At 58.4% G+C, this 17462-nt stretch carries 18 protein-coding genes; 9 read left to right on the forward strand and 9 right to left on the reverse strand.

What is annotated here, in order from left to right; all coding sequences use genetic code 11:
• Positions 1-83: 83 nt before the first annotated feature.
• Both VG146_17295 and VG146_17300 read right to left on the reverse strand, forming a co-directional pair.
• Positions 84-593 carry a PIN domain-containing protein gene (locus VG146_17295; GenBank protein ID HEV2394111.1) on the reverse strand — a complete coding sequence of 170 codons (510 nt, stop codon included), beginning with the start codon at positions 591-593 and terminating at the stop codon, positions 84-86.
• Positions 590-1372 (reverse strand): hypothetical protein, encoded by a 783-nt coding sequence (locus VG146_17300; GenBank protein ID HEV2394112.1) that lies wholly within the window; start codon positions 1370-1372, stop codon positions 590-592. The genes VG146_17295 and VG146_17300 overlap by 4 nt, the downstream gene beginning before the upstream one ends.
• 537 nt (positions 1373-1909) lie before the next feature.
• On the opposite strand from VG146_17300, the gene VG146_17305 reads away from it, so the two are divergent.
• Positions 1910-3388, forward strand: a complete 1479-nt coding sequence (locus tag VG146_17305; GenBank protein HEV2394113.1) for a glycoside hydrolase family 32 protein — start codon at positions 1910-1912, stop codon at positions 3386-3388.
• A 44-nt stretch (positions 3389-3432) separates the two neighbouring features.
• Here VG146_17305 and VG146_17310 read toward each other — a convergent pair whose 3' ends face one another.
• Entirely contained in the window at positions 3433-3684 is a 252-nt protein-coding gene (locus VG146_17310) for a hypothetical protein (protein ID HEV2394114.1), read from the reverse strand.
• A 150-nt stretch (positions 3685-3834) separates the two neighbouring features.
• On the opposite strand from VG146_17310, the gene VG146_17315 reads away from it, so the two are divergent.
• Positions 3835-4698 (forward strand): DUF2911 domain-containing protein, encoded by an 864-nt coding sequence (locus VG146_17315; GenBank protein ID HEV2394115.1) that lies wholly within the window; start codon positions 3835-3837, stop codon positions 4696-4698.
• Between the two features lie 44 nt (positions 4699-4742).
• Here the strand turns inward: VG146_17315 and VG146_17320 are convergent, their stop codons facing one another.
• Together VG146_17320 and VG146_17325 are read right to left on the reverse strand one after the other, a co-directional pair.
• Positions 4743-5723: a sulfate ABC transporter substrate-binding protein gene (locus VG146_17320; GenBank protein ID HEV2394116.1), complete on the reverse strand. Its 981-nt coding sequence runs from the start codon at positions 5721-5723 to the stop codon at positions 4743-4745.
• A gap of 72 nt (positions 5724-5795) precedes the next feature.
• Entirely contained in the window at positions 5796-6167 is a 372-nt protein-coding gene (locus VG146_17325) for a porin (protein HEV2394117.1), read from the reverse strand.
• A gap of 627 nt (positions 6168-6794) precedes the next feature.
• Here VG146_17325 and VG146_17330 point away from each other — a divergent pair.
• The 4 genes from VG146_17330 to VG146_17345 are packed head-to-tail and all read left to right on the forward strand — an operon-like array spanning position 6795 to position 10714.
• Entirely contained in the window at positions 6795-7454 is a 660-nt protein-coding gene (locus VG146_17330) for a (2Fe-2S)-binding protein (protein HEV2394118.1), read from the forward strand.
• A complete protein-coding gene (locus VG146_17335; protein HEV2394119.1) occupies positions 7438-9534 on the forward strand; it encodes a xanthine dehydrogenase family protein molybdopterin-binding subunit in 2097 nt (698 codons plus the stop codon). The genes VG146_17330 and VG146_17335 overlap by 17 nt, the downstream gene beginning before the upstream one ends.
• An 8-nt stretch (positions 9535-9542) precedes the next feature.
• Positions 9543-10505 (forward strand): FAD binding domain-containing protein, encoded by a 963-nt coding sequence (locus VG146_17340; GenBank protein HEV2394120.1) that lies wholly within the window; start codon positions 9543-9545, stop codon positions 10503-10505.
• Between the two features lie 2 nt (positions 10506-10507).
• Positions 10508-10714 (forward strand): hypothetical protein, encoded by a 207-nt coding sequence (locus tag VG146_17345; GenBank protein HEV2394121.1) that lies wholly within the window; start codon positions 10508-10510, stop codon positions 10712-10714.
• 24 nt (positions 10715-10738) lie between these two features.
• Here the strand turns inward: VG146_17345 and VG146_17350 are convergent, their stop codons facing one another.
• Positions 10739-11377: an ElyC/SanA/YdcF family protein gene (locus tag VG146_17350; protein ID HEV2394122.1), complete on the reverse strand. Its 639-nt coding sequence runs from the start codon at positions 11375-11377 to the stop codon at positions 10739-10741.
• A gap of 196 nt (positions 11378-11573) precedes the next feature.
• On the opposite strand from VG146_17350, the gene VG146_17355 reads away from it, so the two are divergent.
• On the forward strand, positions 11574-12335 hold the full coding sequence (locus VG146_17355) for a Nif3-like dinuclear metal center hexameric protein (GenBank protein HEV2394123.1): 762 nt from the start codon (positions 11574-11576) through the stop codon (positions 12333-12335).
• Positions 12336-12467: 132 nt separating this feature from the next.
• Here the strand turns inward: VG146_17355 and VG146_17360 are convergent, their stop codons facing one another.
• The 3 genes from VG146_17360 to VG146_17370 form a co-directional block, all read right to left on the reverse strand.
• A complete protein-coding gene (locus VG146_17360) occupies positions 12468-13292 on the reverse strand; it encodes a prepilin-type N-terminal cleavage/methylation domain-containing protein (GenBank protein ID HEV2394124.1) in 825 nt (274 codons plus the stop codon).
• Positions 13293-13500: 208 nt separating this feature from the next.
• Complete coding sequence (locus VG146_17365; GenBank protein HEV2394125.1) at positions 13501-13899, reverse strand: hypothetical protein; 399 nt, start codon at positions 13897-13899, stop codon at positions 13501-13503.
• Positions 13899-14747 carry a prepilin-type N-terminal cleavage/methylation domain-containing protein gene (locus VG146_17370; protein ID HEV2394126.1) on the reverse strand — a complete coding sequence of 283 codons (849 nt, stop codon included), beginning with the start codon at positions 14745-14747 and terminating at the stop codon, positions 13899-13901. Before VG146_17370 ends, VG146_17365 begins: the two co-directional genes overlap by 1 nt.
• 209 nt (positions 14748-14956) lie before the next feature.
• Here VG146_17370 and VG146_17375 point away from each other — a divergent pair, with 209 nt between their 5' ends.
• Both VG146_17375 and VG146_17380 read left to right on the forward strand, forming a co-directional pair.
• On the forward strand, positions 14957-16549 hold the full coding sequence (locus VG146_17375; GenBank protein ID HEV2394127.1) for an MraY family glycosyltransferase: 1593 nt from the start codon (positions 14957-14959) through the stop codon (positions 16547-16549).
• 23 nt (positions 16550-16572) lie between these two features.
• Positions 16573-17343, forward strand: coding sequence for a hypothetical protein (locus VG146_17380; GenBank protein ID HEV2394128.1), 771 nt, complete (start codon positions 16573-16575; stop codon positions 17341-17343).
• The last annotated feature ends 119 nt before the right edge of the window (positions 17344-17462 follow it).

Genomic DNA, 17462 nt, shown 5'->3' on the forward strand with positions numbered 1-17462 from the left:
CGTAAAGGAGAAATTGCGGCTTGGACGGGCGACAGCTCTATCTCGGTGTGTTGATGCCGATGATCATCAGGCCCCGAATGCGCCTACTGCCCAATATCCGATTCGCCTAACTGTTCGTTGAAGTCACGCTGCCCACCGTTGAATAAGGCGGCGTCGAACCCGTCCTCGAGTTTGATCGCTTTAACTGAGACGGCTGCAGCAGCCGTCAGATGCTGGACGAATTTGAACATCGTATCGCTGTCGTCCGTCACAACGAACTCCGCCCCGGCAAGTTGGGCTTGGGCTATGAGCTTCAGGTCGTCCTTCAGGGCATCGCGGCTGAGCCCTGCCGCAGCGTAGCGCAGCTTGTGCAACTCTGCGCTCTTCAGGGCATCCTGGTAATTGAACGGAAGGACGACACAGTGGCGCAGAATCTCAGGCCCGAGCGCCTGTTTCACGCTGAATTCGGACACCACTATAGTCGAAAGGTACAACGGGACTTGGTTCTCCAGGAAATACTTCCAGTACTGCTTAGCCGCCTGGTGGTTGGCGCGGTCGCGGCCAGCCAGTGTGATTAGGAAACTGGTGTCGAGCAGGGCACCAGCGGGCATCATGAGCCTCCCCTCAGGTCTCGGACCCAAGCAGCGGCGTTAGGTACGTCAGCCCAGGCCTTCGTTCCCTCCTCAATGAACTTTTCCAGTTCCTGTTCGTTGTAGCTAGGGTCGTACTCTTCAAAATCAATCAAGCGGATGTTGCGCAACTCCCCCGTCCGGCTGTGCTGTTCGGCGCGGACGCGAAGCAAGGCTTTATGGTAAAGCCGGTTCTCTTTCTGCTCGCGCAGGAGTTCCTCGCTCGCACCCACGATCTGAATTCGTCCTGTGCCCTCCACGGCCAGATGCACGTTGGCCCTCTGGGCTCCGCCCATATCCACAATCCGGCCAAACAGGTATTGTTCCACGGCGACCCAAGGCGTCGTTTTCCCGACATGGTAGTCCGTGGAGCCGGTGACCTGCACTTTCGCGGGCGCTTCTCCCGCCGACCTCACTTCGTACTGCAGGTCCTGGTCGGACTTGGCGCGGGCCTGCCAGCGCTGGATGATCTTCGCGCGCTCAGGATCTATTTCACCCAGCGAGTCCTGGCGATTGAGCCGCTGCAGGTCGGGTCCGAAACTCGCCAGGAGAGAGGCAGTCAGGACGACCTTCAGTCTGTAGGAACCCTCCTCCACCCGGACCCTGGCCTCTGTCAGCTTGAGCGCTCTTTGGCTGCCGACGATGAGGTCCTCGACCTCGGCATTGAACTGGTTGAACAGATGAAGGCCGATGGTCTGAGGCGTGATGTCCACGCCCTCCAGCTTGCCACGGAGAATGAATTCAACTGTTTGTTGCCGAGCCACAGTGTTCGTGAAGCAAATCGCTTACCGAAATCTACTCCATGAGATGGTCACACAGCAAGCCCCCGGCGTCGCGCCATTCAAACCGACCGGGATGACATTGCTGATGAAGTCGTAAAACTCCCGTTTGTGCTGGATGAAGCGAACGGGCGAAGTCCGCCTCCGTCAGCTTTTCGACGGCCTGCTCGCAGGCTGATTCGGGCAGGGTAGGATTGAGGCGCTTGAGAGCGGCGCGGAGATTCCGGCCGAGGATGACTTCGCGCTCGCTGGCGCGGCTGAGAGTGCCCGCTTGCGGTCTCTCGTTTTCTGGCGCGTCATAATGTCAGCTTTGGAATGGGACTACCCGTTCGGCGATGGGCTACTGGAAATTTCCGGTGGCCCTTCGTTTTTTACGTCATGGGGCGGCATTTTGTCGAATTGCAAAAAGGAAGATAGCGGGTTCGTTCTGGTTTGATTAAAACCGGTAGCTGCTCGAAAGTGGGTGGCGTTAACCTTTAAGCGAACGCGCCAGACGAACCGTCCGGCCACGACATCGATATTATGCAACGCCTTTTCCAGACTTTTGTTCCCGCTCTCTGTCTTCTGGCACACGGCGCGCCGGGCCAAAGCAATGACGCCCTGTTCCACCGAGCGACGGCGGCCCTGGAGGCTGCCATACCACGCGCGCAGGCTGACCCCGCCCATCCCATATTTCATGTCGCCGCGCCCGCGCAATGGATGAATGACCCGAACGGGCCGATCTTTTACAAGGGCTTCTATCATCTTTTTTACCAGTTGCATCCCTTTAGCGACGCGAGCGGGCCCAAGTATTGGGGCCATGTCCGCAGCCGGGACCTGGTGAAGTGGGAGCACTTGCCCATCGCCTTGTGCCCCTCGGTAGAATCGGGCGAGGCGGAGGTGTGGTCGGGTTGCTGCACGGTCAATGGGCGAGGCCAACCTATGATTTTCTACACCAGCATCGCCCAGGGCCGCTCCGCCATGGACCACTCGGAACAATGGGCCGCCACCAGCGACGATGACTTGATTCGCTGGCACAAATGTCCTTCCAACCCGGTGCTTTCTGAGGCGTTGCACGGTGACAGGAAAATCTACGACTGGCGCGACCCGTTTATTTTCCACGCCGGCGGCAAAACGTTTCTCGTCGCGGGCGGCAATCTAAACAAGGCGAAGGGCGGGCAGGCCGTGGTGAACATTTATCAGGCCCAGAACGCCGAGTTGACCCAATGGACCTATCGCGGCGCGCTGTTTCAGCATCCGGACTCCGAGGCGCGCACGGTCGAGTGCCCGAACTTTTTTCAACTGGGCCGCCAGTGGGTGCTGCTGGTGTCGCCTTATGGAAGGGTGCAGTATTTCATAGGCGATTTTGACGAGGCGACTTGCCGGTTTCACGCCCGCGCGCGCGGGCTGTTGGATTACGGGCCTGGCTTTTACGCCCCCAACACGATGCAGGTCCCCGATGGCCGGCGCCTCGTGTGGGGATGGGTCAACGGCTTTCCTGGCGGGCACGGCTGGAACGGCTGCCTGTCTTTGCCCCGGCAGTTGAGCTTGTCCCGCGAAGGTCGATTGCGTCAGGAACCTGCGCCGCAATTGAGCCGGCTGCGGGGCCAACCGAGCAAGTGGCGAAATCTCTCGCTCTCGGAGCATGGCGAGGTTCTGACCTTGCCCAAGACGAATACGCTGGAGGTTTTGGTCAGGATTGATTTGCGAAGTGGAGGCAAAATTGCCCTGGAATTTGCCAGCGCCGGCAATGATGCGCCCCCGCTTGAAATGAGCTTCGACGGCTCGGACCTTGGCGTGATGGGGACAAAAATCGCGCTCTCTTCCGTGGGGAGCCGCCAGAAACTAAGCCTCCGGGTTTTTATTGATCGCTCGGTGATGGAGGTTTTCGCCAATGACAGCGCGTGCTTCACCCGGACGATCAAGCCACTGGCTGCGAATGTTACCTTGTCGATGCGGGCCGAGCACGGCACGGCCCGGGCGCAACTGGTTGAAGCCTGGCCGATGCAGACGATCTGGTAGGGAATCCGAAACGGCAAGCTGCGTCGCTGTCGTGACCTTGACTTTCAACGCTGAAGATCGAATAGCGAACCCGCAGAATCGTCGATGGGTTCCTCCGCATCCTCGAACAGGCTCAGCAGCAGTGAAAGCACGCAGAACCCCAGGCAGATGAAGAAGAAGACATGAGCGAAAACAACGGCCATCTCGAGGGTTGGATCGCGTCCGGGCAAGACCGCTTTGTCACTCCATCTCACGGCCAGGCTCAGAAGCGCAGCGAATGCGCCGATGACCAGCCAAATGAAGGCGCTCTTTATCATGTGTTGATGCTCACCTGAGCGACACCGTCATTCAATCGGGTGTATCCCTTTGGGACGCGGGGGTGTTCCACCCAAATCCGATGCCGCCACGAGAACTCGCCTGGCTCATTTCCGCTTTGCTTTGGCAACTACTTTGTTAGAATTGTGAACATGAACCCCAAAATAATGGTTAGTTTGATCGTAGCGGCTGCCGGATTATTTTGCGCAGACAGCTTGCGCGCCCAGAACCCAAAAGTTGAATTCCCATCGCCTAGCCCGACCTGCACCCTCAAGCAACGGGTCGGCCTGACCGATATTGAAATTGTCTATTCCCGGCCAGGGGTCAAAGACCGGACCATCTTCGGCGGGTTGGTTCCCTACGGGGATGTGTGGCGGACCGGAGCGAATGGCTCGACCAAAATCACCTTCAGCACCCCGGTAAAGCTCAACGGACACGAGGTTCCCGCAGGGACTTATGCCCTTTATACCATCCCTGGGGAAAAGGAATGGACCATCATTATCTACAAAAACCCGAAGTTGTCTGGGGCCTTCGGGTATGACCCGAAAGATGACCTGGTGCGGTTCACGACCGAGCCGGTTGACTTCGCCGAGAAGGTGGAGACGTTCACCATCGACCTGGGCAATATTCGCGACGATTCAGCGATGCTGTTTCTGGCGTGGGACCACACCCTGGTGCCGGTGAAGATTGAAATGGACCTGGTCCCCAAACTGGCGGCCCAAATCGAAGAGGCCATGAGCGGCCCGGGGGACCAGAAACCCTATTACCAGGCGGCCATGTTCTATTACGACCACGACCAAGACCTCCAAAAGGCCCGCAAATGGATCGAGGCCGCCGTTGCCCAGCACGAGACCTATTATATTGACCACCTGCAAGCCAAGATTCTCGCCAAGCTGGGCGATAAGGAAAAGGCCATCGCCGCCGCGAAGCGTTCCAGCGAATTGGCCGTCAAAGCCGAGGGCCCAAAGAGCGGTTATGTCAAAATGAACCGGGACCTCATCTCGAGTTTGGAGTAAAGGGCCAGGGCCGCGAGGGGGCCCCGGCCAACTGCCATTTTCGCTCAACGATTGCCCTGCTGAATCTGATCGAAGACTCCCCCTCCGCTGAAATGAGTTTTCTGGGCCTTCTGCCACCCACCAAAAACCTCATCGATAGCAAAGAGATTCATTCTGGGGAACTGCGCGGCAAATTTTTGAGCAATCGCTTCGAGGCGTGGGCGGTAAAAATGGCGGGCGGCTATCTCCTGGCCCTGCGCCGTATAGAGGTACCTAAGATACGCTTCGGCAACGGCGCGCGTGCCATGCTTTTCCACGACGTTATCAACCCACGCCACCGGGGGTTCGGCCAGGATGCTCACCGAGGGCCTGATCATTTCAAACTGCCCCTTGCCGATGTCGTTAATGGCCAGAAACGCTTCATTCTCCCAGGCAATCAGCACGTCGCCAATGCCACGTTGGACGAAGGTGGTGGCCGCCCCGCGCGCGCCGGTATCGAGCACCGGGACATTTTTGTAGAGCGCGGCGACGAACTCCCGCGCCTTCTCTTGGCTGCCATTGTTTTTTTTCAGGGCATAACCCCAGGCGGCCAGATAATTCCAGCGCGCTCCGCCTGATGTCTTTGGATTGGGCGTGATGACCGACACGCCCGGTTTGACCAGGTCATCCCAGTCTTTGATGCCCTTTGGATTGCCCTTCCGCGCCAGCAGAACGATGGTCGAGGTAAACGGGGCGCTATTGTCAGGCAGCCGTTTTTGCCAGCCGGTTGGAAGCAAGTGCGCTTGCTGGGCGATTGCATCGATGTCGTAGGCCAGCGCCAGCGTCACCACATCGCCATCCAGGCCATCAATCACCGCGCGCGCCTGCTTTGCCGAACCGCCGTGCGATTGCCTGATTTCCACCGTTTGTCCCGTCTTCGCCTTCCAGTAACGGGCAAAGGCGCCGTTGAAGTCGTCGTAGAATTCCCGGGTCGGATCGTAGGAGACGTTCAGAATCGTGAGACTTCCGCCATGGGCGGGGCCAACCGGCGTCAGCGCCGTTAGCATGATGAGAATCGGCCAAAGAATAGTTTTCATTCCTTCCGAATGGGTTTGAGCTTTGATTCGTCTCGTCTCCTGCTACCACGAAACCTGGATGCGGCTCAAGAGCGCATGTTCCGCCGGCCTGTTTCCGTGCGGCGCGCCACCGTCAAAATGGGTTTGGTCGTAGTCTATCATCAGCTTGATGTCCGTGTTCAGGTACCAATTGAGTCCAACGCCCCAGGAGTCCGCTTGCGAGGCAGCTTTGGTGGCATCGGCCAGCACAATTGGCGTTCCACCGGTGCCGAAATTGTGAAAAGCGTTCGGATCAACGTGTAATTGTCCCGCCCGCGCTGCGAGTTCTACGGCTCCCCCGTCCACATCTTTATCGTCGTTTTCGTCTGAATCTTCGCTGCCGTCGTCGCGGACCCCGTTAAAGACACAGGCAATCGAATTTGGATTTTTATTCATAAAGTTTCCCAGGAGGCGATTTCTAAATTTGTGTCTTCGAACTTAAACGCTAAACTCTAGTATGTAAATCGTTATACTTATATTTAGCTTATAAAGGACGACATTCTGGTTACACCGCTGGAAGGCTGCGGTAGGTTATGGAAGGTTGCAGTAGGCAACGGTAGTTTGTGATAGGCTATGAGGCTACGGTAGGTTGAGGTAAACGGACTCGTTGTACGCGTTTGAACTATTTCAATTTCAGCAGTTTGCTGCCCGGCCGAAAAGCCTTTGAAACGGCTCGAATCCTCGCCGGGCGGCCCGCCACCGGGCTAAAGCCCCGGTGTTAATGAGATCTCCCCGCTGGGGTGTCTTCCATCACTGCATCACTCCACTAATCCATCAGTCCCCTTTGGTTCCGGCTACTCCGGTCTGGATCATTATCTTGAAAAGTCTTTGATTTTCGCGACGATTTCGTGGGGAGGAATCCTGAGTAATCTTTGCGTTCTTTGCGTTCTCTCGCGGCTGATCCTTTGGTTGCGGTTTGCCCGCGCTGCGAAAAAAACGGCTTAACAAGGCAGCGAGGTTCAGCAATCGCTTGCCAGGGTTACGAACCCGTGTAATGGTTTGGTCAAGCAGTTCAAGCAATTTATGAGCGATCCTTGTTCCAAGGACGGCCTGGCTGTTTCGCGCCGTTCATTTCTCAAAACCTTCGGCACCACCGCCGCTGTGGCCGCAACGGCTCAGGTGGAAACGGTTGCCCAAGGGCTGGCCAACGCAAATGCGGAAAGGGCCTACGGGCCGGAGGCGGTTCCCATTACCCTCCAGATCAACGGCAAGAGCCTCAAGCTGCAGGTCGAGCCTCGAGTCACCCTGCTCGAGGCATTGCGCAACCATTCCAACCTGACCGGCTCAAAAGAGGTCTGCGACCGCGCCACGTGCGGGGCTTGTACGGTTCTGTTTGATGGCACGCCGGTGTATTCCTGCTCGAAGCTCGCCATCGAAGCCCAGGGACACCAGATCACAACCGTCGAGGGCCTGGCACAGGATGGCAAACTCACGCCCGTGCAGCAGGCCTTCGTGGACCAGGACGGCCTGATGTGCGGATATTGCACCCCTGGCTTCGTGATGAGCGTCACGGGCCTGGTGAGGAAAAATCCGCATCCCAGCGTCGAGGAGGTCAAGCATGCCTGTGCGGGGAATCTGTGCCGGTGCGGGACCTACCCGCGGGTGATGCAAGCGGCCTTGAAAGCGGCTGGCGTTCCCATAACCCATAACGTCGAGGTGATACCTTATGCCAAGCTGGCCTGAACAACGAACCGTCATCGGCTCGCGCACTAAACGCCTGGACGGCCCCGCGAAAGTTTCCGGCGCCGCCAAGTATTCATCGGATGTCCAGCCCGAGGGCTGGCTTTACGGGATGATCCTGCGGTCGAAATGGGCGAAAGCCAAAATCACGAACATCAATTTGGACAAGGCGCGCCAGGTGCCTGGAATCAAGGCAGCAGTTTTGGTGCGGGAAGGTGAGCGGACGGTGCGCTATTACGGTGAAGAACTGGCGGGGGTGGCAGGCACCACCAAGCAAGCCTGCCTGGATGCCCTGCGGCTGATCGAGGTCGAAGCAAAACCGCTCCCGTTTGTCGTTCGTGAAGAAGATGCCAGAGAGGAGGGCTCTCCGCGCGTATGGGATGATACGCCCAACTTGTCCAAACCCGGCCTCAACGAACGGGGCGAGGTGGACAAGGCCTTTGGTGAATGCGCCACGGTTGTCGAGGGCTTTTTCACCACGCCAGTCCAACTGCATCACCCCCTCGAGACGCACGGCAACACCGTTTCCTGGACCGACGAGGCCATTACAGCGTGGGCCTCGACACAGGGAATCAGCAGCGTGCGCGACGGGCTGGCGGGCAATCTGCAAGTGCCTCAGAGCCAGGTTCGCGTTATTTCCGAGTACATGGGTGGCGGGTTCGGTTCCAAGTTCGGTCCGGGCATCGAAGGGGCGGTGGCAGCCCGGCTTTCTAAAGAGGCCAAAGCCCCGGTCAAATTGATGCTGCCGCGCTTTGACGAAGCGCTGGCAGTAGGAAATCGGCCATCAAGTTTTCAAAAGATTAAACTCGGCGCCAAAGAGGATGGAACGCTCCACGCCTTCGAGCTGGAGTCTTATGGGACGGCCGGCGTCGGCAGTGCCGGTTCAACCGAAGGCGGCGGCGGGGGGGCCGGGTTCCCCGCACCGTATATTTATCATGTGCCCAACACGCGCGTGAAACAGTCGGCGGTCAATATCGATGCCGGGTCGGCGCGCGCGTTTCGCGCTCCGGGTCATCCGACCGCTTCGTTCGGGATGGAATCCATCATGGACGAGCTGGCTGCCAAGATGAATATCGACCCGGTCGAGCTGCGCCTGAAAAATGACCCATCGGAAGTCCGCCGCAAGGAGTATCGGCTTGGCGCCGAGCGGTTCGGTTGGAAGGAAAAATATAAAAAGCCGGGCAGCTCGCCGGGACCGGTGAAGAGTGGCGTGGGGTGCGCGGGGGCTACTTGGGGCGGAGGCGGTCGAGGCACCCAGGCCGAGGCGCAGATAAGCCCGGATGGCAGCATTGAAATCCGCTGCGGCACCCAGGACCTCGGGACCGGCACCCGCACGGTTATCGCTGTCATCGCTGCCGACTTGCTCGGCCTGCAGCCTGACCAGATTACCGTGCGCATTGGGGATACCAATTTCCCTCCGTCCGGCGGCAGCGGCGGGAGCACAACCTGCGCGTCGGTATCGCCTGCGATTTACGATGTCTGCACCAAAGCGCTGCAGGAATTGCAAACCCAATCCGGTGTCGCGGACGGCCGTGGGGTAAACTGGAGGGCTGCCTGCAAGAAACTCGGCGTCAATCCGCTGGTTGTCTCCGGGCGCTGGCAGGAAGGCTTGTCATCGAGCGGGGCCGGTGGGGTGCAGTTCGCTGAAGTCGAGGTGGACACCGAAACCGGGTTTGTGAAGGTGAAAAAGATTACCTGCGTGCAGGACGGCGGGTTGATCATGAACAAACTGACCGCCGAGAGCCAGGTCAATGGCGGCATCATCATGGGCATCGGTTATGCCCTATACGAGGAACGAATCATGGACCGTCAGTCGGGCGTGGTGCTGAATCCTAATTTTGAGACGTATAAACTGACGGCGCTGGGCGATGTCCCGGAGATAGAAGTCATCATGCTCGACATGCCCGAACGCGGCGTGATTGGAATCGGAGAGCCGGTCACCATTCCGACCGCCTCGGCGCTGGCCAACGCTGTGGCCAACGCGCTGGGGGTGCGCGTCGGCAGCCTGCCAATGACCCCCGCGCGCGTCCTGGCGGCGCTGGGGAACAAATCCGCCACCCCTCCAACCAGCGGGCCAGCCTGAGATGTGATATGAGACCTTTCCAATACGCAACCGCAACATCACCCCAAAACGCACAGGAACTCGTGACGCCCCAGGGCCGTTATCTGGCTGGTGGAATCGACCTGCTCGGCGAGATGAAGGAGTACATCGCCGAACCTAAAATCCTGGTTAATATCAAGTCCCTGCCTGGGCTGGACAAGCTCGAGTCCGGCGGTCAGGTTTGGTCCATCGGCAGCAACGTGACTATCGCCGAACTGGAAAGCAACGCGGAGCTGAAGAGGGTTTTCCCAGGCATTCAGCAGGCTGCCGCCGAGGTCGGCTCGCAACAGATTCGCAATGTGGCCACGGTGGGCGGCAACCTCGCCCAGCACTCGCGCTGCTGGTACTATCGGCATCGGGACATCGTTTGTCTCAAAAAAGGCGGAGACACCTGCTACGCCCGGCACGGGGAGAACAAGTATCACAGCCTGTTCACTGGAAACACTTGCATCAGCCCGGTCGTGTCGAACCTGGCCATTGTCCTGGATGCCTTGAATGCCACCGTCATCATCCAGCGCGCCGGCAAGCCAGCGCGGATGAGCATCGCAGAGTTTTACGCCAAGGCATGGGACAATCCCACCGCGCACAATTCACTCGAACCCGCTGACCTGGTGCTGCGGGTCGAGATACCGGTCCAACAGCGGCGCAGCGCTTATCTGCAGATCAGCGAGAAATCCGCCTTTGATTGGGCGCTGGTCAGTTGCGCCGCCGCCGCGAAGGTCGATGGGGGAACATTCACCCAGGCCCGCGTGGTGCTGGGGGCGGTGGCCAATGTCCCTTACCAGGTCAAAGCCGCCAATGACCTGCTCGAAGGCAAAACACTCGATGACTCTTTGGCGAACAAAGTCGCCGATGTTCTCCTGGAAAATGCCCAGACCCATACCGAGACGGGCTATAAAATCCCGATTGCCCGCGCGCTCATCCGCCGAACGCTTGCGCAACTCAATGCCTGATTATGAATGCGAGCAGCCTCTGCAAACATCTCCGCACAAAATCCATGTTCATCCCGGCCCTGGCCGCCCAAGACCAGGCCGAGGGCGTTCAGCAAACAGGCCGTTCCTCGCATTGCTGGTGCAATTGCACGCTCACCGAGACCGGCCCCGACGACCGGCCCGTCGGTGAGGAACGGTGCAGCGCTTCGCGGGCTTGTTTTGAGGAATAGGCCGGCAGCCGAGGCTCGTGCGTTTCAATGCGCCCTGAAGAACACCCGCGCATAGACATAGGCCACCGCCTCATCCACCACCGAGCGGACCCCGGCGCTGTAGCGCCACCAATGCCTCGCATCATAATCGCGGGAAGGAATTGACCTAACCCCGACCTTGACCCCATTGCCAAACGCCCGTTCAACCAGCAACCTCGATCGGCGCGCATGCGGCCCTTCGCTGATCAGATAAATCTTTGACGCAGAAATGCCATGCGCGCGCAGCCAATCCCTCAGGCTCACCGCAGCGGCATAAGTGCGGTCCTGCCGCACTTCGGGCGCGGGGACCGCCTGAACCTGGTTGCTGTTCAGGCCGAGCTTGACCAGGGTAGCCGCCCCCAATTCGGCATAGGTTTTGTATTCGGAAAGCGGTCCGCCCATTTGCAGCGGACCTCCTACAACATAGACTTTCTCGTAATGGCCACCTTTGACCTCGGCTACGACCTTTTCAAGCGCATAGTCCGGCGCCCATCCCTCGACCATGAGCAACCCTCCTGGCAGCGGGTCGTTCACGGCAAGGAAAGGATGAATCTCCAGCACGGCGGCAATGGCCAGACCAACACAGAGCAGCGCCAGAGCCAGGCAACCACGCCAAGTCGGCGCCAGGCATTGCCGGCGCTTCAACAATCCGCAAATTTTCGTCTGCTCGTCCAAGTTTCTTTCAGCGCCGAATAAGTAGCAACGCGTTCCAGCGCATTCTCTTTGAGACGTTGCCGGAAACTGACCCATTTTTCCAGTATATACGTTCCGCGGCTCCAAAAAGGCGGCAGGCGAGGTTTTGGGCCTTTGCACACCGATTGACTTATGGTTGCATTGTGGAATGTCGAAGGCATCTCTTTCTGAGATCACCCGCTATTGCGACCGGTTGCTGGACACCGCCGGGAGGGAAGATTATCAGGGCGCATTTAACGGTTTGCAGATGGAAAATGCGGGTATTGTTACGCGGATAGCCGCAGCCGTCGATGCGAGCCTGGCCACTGTGCGTCTGGCGATTGAAGCCAAAGCGGACCTGTTGCTTGTGCATCATGGGCTGTTCTGGACCCCTTTGCATCCATGGGCCGGCAAGAATTACCAATTGTTGCGCCTGCTTTTGGACAATCAGCTTGCGGTGTATAGTTCCCACCTGCCGCTTGATTCGCACCCGCGCCTTGGCAACAACGCCCAGCTTTGCGCCCGGCTGGGCCTGCGCAGAAGAAGCCCCTTCTTTTTTACCAAGGGGCATTTTATTGGATTTAAGTCTGCCACACGGATGCGGCGCACCGAATTGATACGCAGGCTGACCATCGCGCTCGGCGCCACACCGCGCAGCATTCCGGCGGGCCCGGAGATTTGTCGTTGCATTGGAGTGGTGACCGGCGGAGCGGGCGATCACCTAAGAGAAGCCGCTCTCGAAGGGGTCGATACGTTTATTACAGGTGAGGGAGAGCACTGGACCTATGCGCTGGCCGAGGAGTTGAACCTGAACGTGCTGTACGGCGGCCACTACGCTACCGAAACGTTCGGAGTCAAAGCATTGGCCGAGCATCTCTCGCGCCGTTTCAACGTGCCTTGGGTCTTCGTGGATCATCCCACAGGATTGTAGAAGCCCGTGGCCGCTCAAATCTTCTCCAACCGACGATGGATTTGCAGGAGCGATTAGCCAAGCCTTCTCGTTAAATGAACAAAAAAAGGCGCCCTTTCGAGCGCCTTCTTTGGGAGGGACTATGGTTTTTGGTTACGGGAACATCAGGATGTTGCCGCCTGCCGTTGCGATGCCCGTTCTTTGCGATGTATCACCGCTGGTGCGGCATTGGTCGCGAAACTTGGAACTGCTCAACTGCTGCACGCTGCCGTCGCATATCAGAACGTTGCCGTTGCCCTGGTGCACCTTATCAGTCCAGCACGGCGCCTGGGCGGTTCCCACAAAGTTACTGCCCATGCCGTCACTGGTGTTGTCGGCATGGCCAAACCCATTATACGGGAAGGGGCTCGGGATGGTCTGTTGGCCGCCACCAGTGCCGTTGCCGTAAATATTTCGATCGCCTGCCAGCATCATCTGGGGATAATTGTCATTCCCGTCCGGGTCCAGAAAATAAGACACTTTCCAGTTGTTAAACTTGGCCGGTTGGGGGTCGCTTGTAGCGCCCGGGCCGCCGGATTGATCATTCGCGAAGAACAGCCAGTTTGTGCCCACGGTGTGGCCATCGTCCGATGGGCAGGACACGATTTTGGGTGTGCTCAGTTCGTTCGACATCACACCGAACACCTGGTACATATAAGTCGCCTGCGGGTTTTGGCCGCTGGCGAAAGCGGTTTGGTTGGGGGGGCCACCCTCGGTCGCCGGCACCGCCAGTGGGTAACGGTCTCCGTTATCCAAGGCCCAGGTTTTAGTCGCCAAACCTATTTGTTTTAGGTTATTGGTGCAACTGATGCGCTGTGCGCGCGCTTTGGCGCGGGCCAAAGCCGGCAGCAACATCGCCGCCAGAATGGCTATAATCGCGATCACGACGAGCAACTCGATCAACGTGAACGCTCGGATTTTTTTTCTTAAGTTATTCATATGCTTCTGCTGGTTGTGTTTGGTTTAGCCGCCAGCCCTGAGCTGGGGCCAGTCAGCCTAACCTATCTGGTTTCCTTTAAGCAACAGCAATGCCACTTGGCAAAACCTTCGGATTTCCAAGGAAAACCGCAGAAAACGGATTAATGTCAAGCCAGCAAAGGCGTGATTTTCACGCCTTTAGCGTGATTTTCACGCGTCCTGCTTACCCTCACCGATGAGAACCGGGCCGGTGCTTGGCAATGACATGGTTCCAATGGCCGTTCTTGTCGAGGTTCCGGGCAAAGTACATAAACAGCCTGTAAAAGCTCCACAGGACAATCAGTATCAAAGCCAGGCTGGCCAAGAGGTTCAGGAGCAGATTCAGCGTGGGATAATCGCCTCGCCAAAACTCATTTGCGCGGCTTAGTCGTTCCTGGAGCACAGCCTGATACGCTTCAAGATGGGCAGATTGGCCCGACTCAAGCCAAGGAATGACAAAGCCAAAAAGCCATACCGCACCGATCAGAATGAACACGATGGAGGCCAGGGAGATCGCCACTGCCAGGACCTGCTGTTTCCAGGGGCTTTCCAGCCTTCTCGAATAGCGCGGCTCAAACTTCGCCTTCACTATTGATCCAATTGGGCGGCGGCCACCGGATCGATAGTCCAACCGGGTACCGCGTCACCCTCATTGCCGTCGTGGGCCAAATTATCGTTGTTCCACCGCCGGCGCCAGGTGGGATTGGAAGGGCTCACCATGTCTGGCCGCTTGGCGCTATCGACATGGGCGTCGGCCCAAAGGATATCGGCCCGGTAATCATGCCTGTTGGAGGGCCATTGGCTGTGACCGGGTGTGCCATCCGTGGGGTCGAGATTGGCATCGAAGCTGATCAAAGCCGGGTTCTGCTGGCCTTTGACATCCGCCAGCATGATCATGTCGGCTGGGCGTTTAACCATGGCATCGGTGACTTTGCCAAGATAATACCCCCCATCGACATCCCCTCCCAGGCCCAGTTGCGGTTTATGGCCGATAAACAGGCCCCAATCGTTATAGCCCAGCGAGAATCTCGAACTGGGGGTCACCGTGAAGGGATCATACGCCCCGTTCTCTTCATTCCCGCCGAGCGTTCGGTTCGAGTTGGTATCCCAAGCGGCGTTTGACGGGGCCGCGGGGCAGGAAAAGGCTTTGCGATTATTGCCCATCAGGGAGAGGAGCCGCGTGGGCCAGACGTAGCAGTTATGAGTGGCCGAATAATCGCCGGGATAGGCCTTGTAATCAATCAGATACATGGCCCCGGCAATCCCAATCTGCCGCAGATTACTGATGCAGGCTGCCTGTTTCCCCTTGGCTTTGGCCCGGCTCAGGGCAGGAAGCAACATGGCCGCCAGGATTGCAATAATGGCGATGACCACCAATAGTTCGATCAACGTGAAAGCAACGGCGCTGGAACGCCGGTCCGGCCAGGTAGTTCGCATGACAGAGCGCATAAAATGAGGTCCCCGATTCAAATCGGGCGGTTACGTCTGAAGGATTATGGCATGTCTTGTGCCCGCAGGCAACAACCGGGAGCCGTCGAATGAGCCCTGCGGATGTTTCACAAAGACGCTTTACATTTTTCCGCCCTCTATTACAGTTTCCATGCGTTGGCAGGATGCCTGGCCTGCGCAGGCGCAGAGTCGGAGTTTTGTATGCAATCGAAATCAAATTCCTGGCCGGCCAGGCGGGTGCGCCGATGAACTGGGTCCCTGTTATTCTCTGCGGTGCTCTGGGCTTCGGGCTGGTCTGGATTTTCTTGGCGTTGATCATCAGACATTGCCAAAGCTCGAAGCCCGTTCGCGATTCAGACCTGCACCATACCCATCAGGGCCAAATCCCGCGTGTGGGTGGTTTGGGGCTGGTGGGGGCCTTTATTATTCTGGAGTTGTTCATCGCGTTGGTTTTTCCAGAAAGCTACGGGCACATCCCCAGCCGTCCGGCGGCTGCGTTGAGTTGCTTGGCAATGTTCGGGCTGGGGTTTTGGGACGATCTGCGGCCACTGGGGGCGCGCCGGAAGCTGCTCGCTCAAATTTTCATCGCGCTGCTGGCCTGCTATTTCGGACTGCAGATCGAACTATTCAAAATCCCATTCACAGGAAGGGTAATCGAATTGGGAGGGTGGAGTTGCTTGGTCACGACAGCCTGGCTTGTAGGGATAACGAACGTCATGAATCTGATTGACGGCGTCGATGGGTTGGCTGGAGGCATTGCGCTGATGCTGATGGCCTTGCTTGTTTATGTGGGGAGCCAGAACGGCACTTACGTCCTGCTGACAGCAGGAATGACGGGCGCGCTCCTGGGATTCCTGCAGTACAACTTCCCACCCGCGAGGATTTATCTTGGCGACGGCGGCGCGTACTTTCTTGGATTTCAGATTGGGTTGTTTTCGATTATCGGGTCGCATAAAGGCTCGGTGGTGGCGGCCTTGATTGCGCCATTGTTCGTGCTGGCCCTGCCGATTGTCGATGCGGCGTTGGCTATTCTGCGCCGGGGACTTCAAGGGCTGCCGGTCTTCCGCCCGGACCGGCGCCACCTTCACCATCGTCTGCTCAAGAGCGGGATGTCGCGACGCCAGGTGGTATTGGCCATGTACGGGGTCTCCTTGCTCTTTTTATTCCTGGGTTTCGCGGCATTCTGGTCGCGGGGCCACCTGGTTCCGGTGCTCTCCGGGCTGGCAGCGCTTATCTTGCTCCTGTGCGCCGGCAAGCTCAACTTTAGCCGCGAGTGGTTCGCCGTGGGACGGACACTGGGCAATTCTCTCGCCCTTCGCCGGGAGGTCCAATATGCGTTGGCGCTGACCAGTTGGCTCAAACGGGAGGGAGGACGCAGCCCCTCGCTCCGGAGCCTGTTCGAAGACCTTGTTTTCGCGGCCCGGCGCCTGGGCTTTACCTCAGTAAAGCTGACGCTTGCCGACGGACAACGGTCCTGGGGCGACCCGGAGCGCCTCAGGCCAAGGTCCTTTTTCCGGCGGGAACTGCGCAGCGGAAGATTCGGGGTGCTCGAGCTGGGCGCTCCGGTCTGCGCGCACAGCACGGGTGTGCGACATCCAAACCAACTCTGTCCGGGGCCGGCCTGCCCTTGCGTGGGAGACCCCCGGCTGTTCGAGATCATGTCCGAGCTGCTTGCCGAAGGCTGGATTGCCGCCGCTGGCCGCGCCCGCCCTTCGCGAAGCCAACTCCGTTTCGACCTGAAATCCGACCCCGGACGGAGCCGCTCACGCGATTTTTGGAAGACAGTTTAAACGCATCGAAACAGCTCACTCCTATGAAACCAATTGTAATACCGACAGTGCTCATGGTGCTGGTGGCGGCGCATAATCTGTTCGCAGACGACACGAAAACCAGAAGTCCTATCGCTGAAACTCTGGCCAGTGTGGCCGTCCCCGAATTGCCTGCCCGGGCGGCGGAAATAGTAAAAGCAGCAAAACCTCGGGAACGGCGTGTCACGACTGTTTCAGTCGTTGATGCGGCCTTGGCAATCAGCCCTTATGTGGGGGCGTCAGTCGTGGGGGCGATTGCCAAGGCAGCCCCGGAAATGGCGGCGATTGCCGCAGAGGCTGCCGCGAGGCGGGAATCCACTCAAGCCGCAGCGATTGCCCGTGCCGCTGTCGTCGCCGCTCCGCGGCAATCCGTTAAAATAGTTGCAGCAGTCTGCCGAGCGGCGCCTGCAGAGTATCGAAAGATTGCGCTGGTTGTGGCCGAAACGGCGCCAGGTTCTGGCAGAGAAATTCTCCAGGCTGTGGCGGCCGGTGTGCCCCAGTTAAGACCAGCCATCGAAAGGGCTTTGGCATCTGTGGGACCCAACCCGGTCTCTGTCGCTGCTCTGCTCGATAAAATCAAAGCGACCACAACGGACGTCCCATCTGAAACACTGCTAAGCGCCGCAGAAAGGACTGCGCCGCTGGGCAACCCTGTCCGGCTCAAGGGCCCTACTATCGGGCCGCCTTACATCCCGCTATCGGTAACGCCCACCAACGTGACCCCGTCCACTTCGGGCACAGTGCCCCGAGGCGGGAGAGATTACGCAGCGCCGTAAGTTCCCGTTTACTGAGCTTTGTCTCCTTTTCGCCCTTTCCATTGGCCAGCTCACTCGACGTCCGGGCTTGTTCGGGGCGTAGAGATCGAACTCTACCGCCTTTGCGATTATCTAACCGA

It is taken from the genome of Verrucomicrobiia bacterium (assembly GCA_035946615.1).
Lineage (GTDB): Bacteria > Verrucomicrobiota > Verrucomicrobiia > Limisphaerales > UBA8199 > DASYZB01.